3 protein-coding genes are annotated in these 3,447 nt (G+C 63.1%); all 3 read left to right on the top strand.

The features are described 5' to 3' along the window. Positions 1-141: 141 nt before the first annotated feature. From ACYSM9_RS21690 to ACYSM9_RS21680, 3 genes are read left to right on the top strand one after another with little or no spacing between them, the layout of a single operon-like run. Complete coding sequence (locus ACYSM9_RS21690; protein WP_461859013.1) at positions 142-1,386, top strand: tyrosine-type recombinase/integrase; 1,245 nt, start codon at positions 142-144, stop codon at positions 1,384-1,386. Beyond that, positions 1,383-2,357, top strand: a complete 975-nt coding sequence (locus ACYSM9_RS21685; protein WP_461859012.1) for a tyrosine-type recombinase/integrase — start codon at positions 1,383-1,385, stop codon at positions 2,355-2,357. Before ACYSM9_RS21690 ends, ACYSM9_RS21685 begins: the two co-directional genes overlap by 4 nt. Beyond that, entirely contained in the window at positions 2,344-3,363 is a 1,020-nt protein-coding gene (locus ACYSM9_RS21680) for a tyrosine-type recombinase/integrase (protein ID WP_461859011.1), read from the top strand. The genes ACYSM9_RS21685 and ACYSM9_RS21680 overlap by 14 nt, the downstream gene beginning before the upstream one ends. The last annotated feature ends 84 nt before the right edge of the window (positions 3,364-3,447 follow it).

Genomic DNA, 3,447 nt, shown 5'->3' with positions numbered 1-3,447 from the left:
GATTATTCCGAGGATTCCGTTATCCCGGGTTTCTGGCCGCATTCTTTTGCGGAACCGGATTTTGTGACCGCATACTCGGGATAACAATCCGGGATTACGCTGACTCGCCCCAGTTCGTTTTCACATGGAGGTGAGGAAGAAGTGAAGATCCCCATTGGTGAGCTGATCTCGAAAGCCGACACCGAGATCGTACGGCTTAATCAGGCGCCGTCGACGCTGATGCAGTATCGGTGGGCGTGGCACCGGTTTGAGGTGTTCTGCTCCGATGAAGGAATCACCGAGTTCACGGACGAGGCCTTGGCAGCATACTTGCAGTTTCTTGCCACGGAACGCAGTGAGGGCAGGTTCAAGGCGTGGAAATACAAACTCCTGCGCAAGACGGCCCTGGTGCTGTCAGAGGTCGACCAAACCGGCACGTATCGGTGGAAGCTGTCCAAGCAGGCCGCTGCGAATGATGGGCTCAATCACGTGTTTCGCCCGGTGCAGGAGCAATTCCAGGCGTGGCTGACTCGCCACGGCTTGGCCAAGGACACCCAAGAGTTGTATGCAACAGTTGGCCGCCGGGCGCTGGCGTCGTGGCAGGGTCAAGGAATCACGGACTTTGTGAAGTTGACTGGTGCAGAGGTAGCTGCGGCCTTGGCTTTGCTGGCGGAGAGTTACCGGCCCGGCAGCATGAGGACGGTGCTTTCCGCCGTTCGGGTTCTGTGCCGCTTTCTCGAGGAAGCCCGTGGCTGTTCGGGTCTGGCCAAGGCGGTTCCACGGAGCGCTTCACGACGGGTGAGGCACGTTTTGGTGCTGCCCGTGGAGCAGATCGAGATGCTGGTGGCGTCGCCCGACCCGGGCAAGGTCGTCGGTCGTCGAGATCGTGCCATGCTGCTGCTGGGCGCGCGCACCGGGTTGCGCCCTGTGGACATCGTGGCGCTGCGCCTGAGGGACATCGACTGGCGGAACGGGCAGATCATCCTGGTGCAGCACAAGACGGGGGCACTCCTGGTCCTGCCGCTGCTGGCCGATGTCGGCGAGGCGATTGCCGACTACCTGCTCCATGACAGGCCCGCCGGGGCGGACGATGAGCATGTGTTCCTTCGGGCACAGGCCCCGCATGTTGCCCTCGCGCCCTCAAACGGCTTGCATGACGTATCGTCCCGTGCCTTCGGGCGGACGGGCATCGCTTCCCGGCCCGGTGCTGGGCCTGGTTTTCGGGTGCTGAGGGCATCTCTTGCAACCAGGATGCTTGAAGGCGACACCCCATTGCCGGTGATCGCCGGGGCGTTGGGTCACCGGGGCATTTCCTCGGCCAAGCACTACCTCGCCGCCGACGAGGAGCGCATGCGCGAATGCTGTCTGGACTTTGCGGGCATCGAGCCGAGAAGGGCACGGCCATGAACCGGTTTGCCAGCGCCCTGGCACCCCAGATCCGCGGCCTGCTGGTACTCAAGCATGCGCTGGGCTTGCCGTATGAATCCTCGGAACGTCATTTGTTGGCGTTCGACACCCTGTGCGCTCAGCGCTTTCCGGGACAGGCCACTCTCTCGCGGGAGATGGCCATGGAATGGGCCGTGAAACGCCCGGATGAGCATGTCAACGGCCAGATCAGGCGGATCACCCCCATCAGACAGCTCGCCAAATACATGGTCTCAATGGGCGAGGAGGCCTATGTCATCCCGGCGGGCATTCCCGGCCGGCAAGTCCATTACCGTCCGCACATCTTCTCCCACCGGGAGTTGCGTGCCCTGTTTGATGCCGCCGACGCGATCCAGGCGTCGCCCTATGGCGGCCAGCGCCAGCTGATCATTCCGGTGATGTTCCGGATGATCTACTGCCTGGGCCTGCGACCGGGCGAGGCGAGGAAGCTTCACCGCAACGATGTCGACCCGGCCAACGGGTCGGTGCTGATCCGCGAGTCCAAGGGGCACAAGGACCGGATGGTGTTCATGTCCCCGGATCTGCAGGAGTATTGCCGCCACTACGACGCCGCGATCAGCTCCTTCCACCCGGACCGGATACCGTTCTTCCCCAACCATCTGGGACATTTCTACAGCCAGGAAACCCCGGACTCCTGGTTCCACGAGCTTCTCTCCGCCGTGGCCCCGCTCATCGTGGCGAGCCCCGGCTCTCCTCCGCGTCCCTATGACCTGCGGCATGCGCATGTGGTCGAGCTGATCAACCGGTGGGTGCACGCGGGCAGGAGCCCGGAGGTGCTCGTCGCCTACCTGGGCCTGCACCTGGGCCACAGCAATACAGAGGACACCTGGTACTACTTCCATCTGGCCGCCGACTTCCATCCCGAGCTGCGCGGCATCGCCAACGCAGGCATTGAATCCAGGTTTCCGGAGGCACGCCATGAAATCCGATGACTTCTTCACCCTGGTTCGCAGCTGGTTGACGATCTATCTGCCCCGGTCGCGCAGGCTCAGCCCGCACACCATCCGCTCCTACAAGGCGGCCTTGAACACTCTTTTGGCCTACCTCGGAGAAACCCGGCAGCTGACACTGGAGCAGGTCGGTTTCGAAGCCATCAGCTACGGCACTATTTCCGGGTTCCATACGTGGCTCATGGATGCCCGGCACCTGAGCGCCTCGACGGCTAACCAGCGGCTGGCCGCCATCAAATCTTTCCTGTCGTACTGCGCCGGGGAGGAACCTGCTCTGGTCGCGGTTTGGTTGGACGTCAAAAGGATCCGCCCCGCACGGACACCGGAGCGGGCACCGGACGGATTGGGCATGGCCGCCGTTGAAGCGCTGATCCGGGCGCCGGGGCAACAAACCGCCCACGGGCTGCGCGACACCACCCTGATCCTGCTGCTCTTCGACGCCGCCGCCCGCATCCAGGAAGTCCTGGACCTGACACTGGCGGATGTGAGCACCGCGCCGGGATACGGCCAGGTGACGCTCACGGGAAAAGGGCGCAAGACCAGAACGGTGCCGATCATGGACAAAACCGGACGCCACCTGGAGCAATACCTGGATCAGTTCCATCCCGGTCCCCGCGCCCCGGAAAACCTGTTCTTCTACACGGTCCGGGCTGGCCGGCACCAGCCCATGAGCCAGGACAACGTCGCCTACCTGCTCAACAAGCATGCAGGCACCGCACGGGAGCACTGCCCCGAGGTCCCCAGACGCATCCACGCCCACCAGCTGAGGCACGCACGTGCGATGCAGATGCTCCGCGCAGGAGTGCCCCTGCCGCATATCAAGGAATTCCTGGGCCACGCGAACATTTCCACGACCGAGATCTACGCCTCGGCGGACAACCAGATGGTGCGAGGGGCCATCCAGAAAGCCGCCGGCAGCGCTCCCGAGCCCGCCCCGATCTGGACAGGACCCCAGGACCTCATCCTCAGACTCGCCGGCCTCAAATAGTTATCACGAGGAACCACCGCCAACCCCCGCGGCAGGACAAGAAAAATGTAAACAACCCGGGATAACGGAATCCTCGGAATAATC

The sequence above is a fragment of the Arthrobacter sp. C152 genome (genome assembly GCF_054890965.1).
This window is presented reverse-complemented; position numbering and strand designations above follow the sequence as displayed.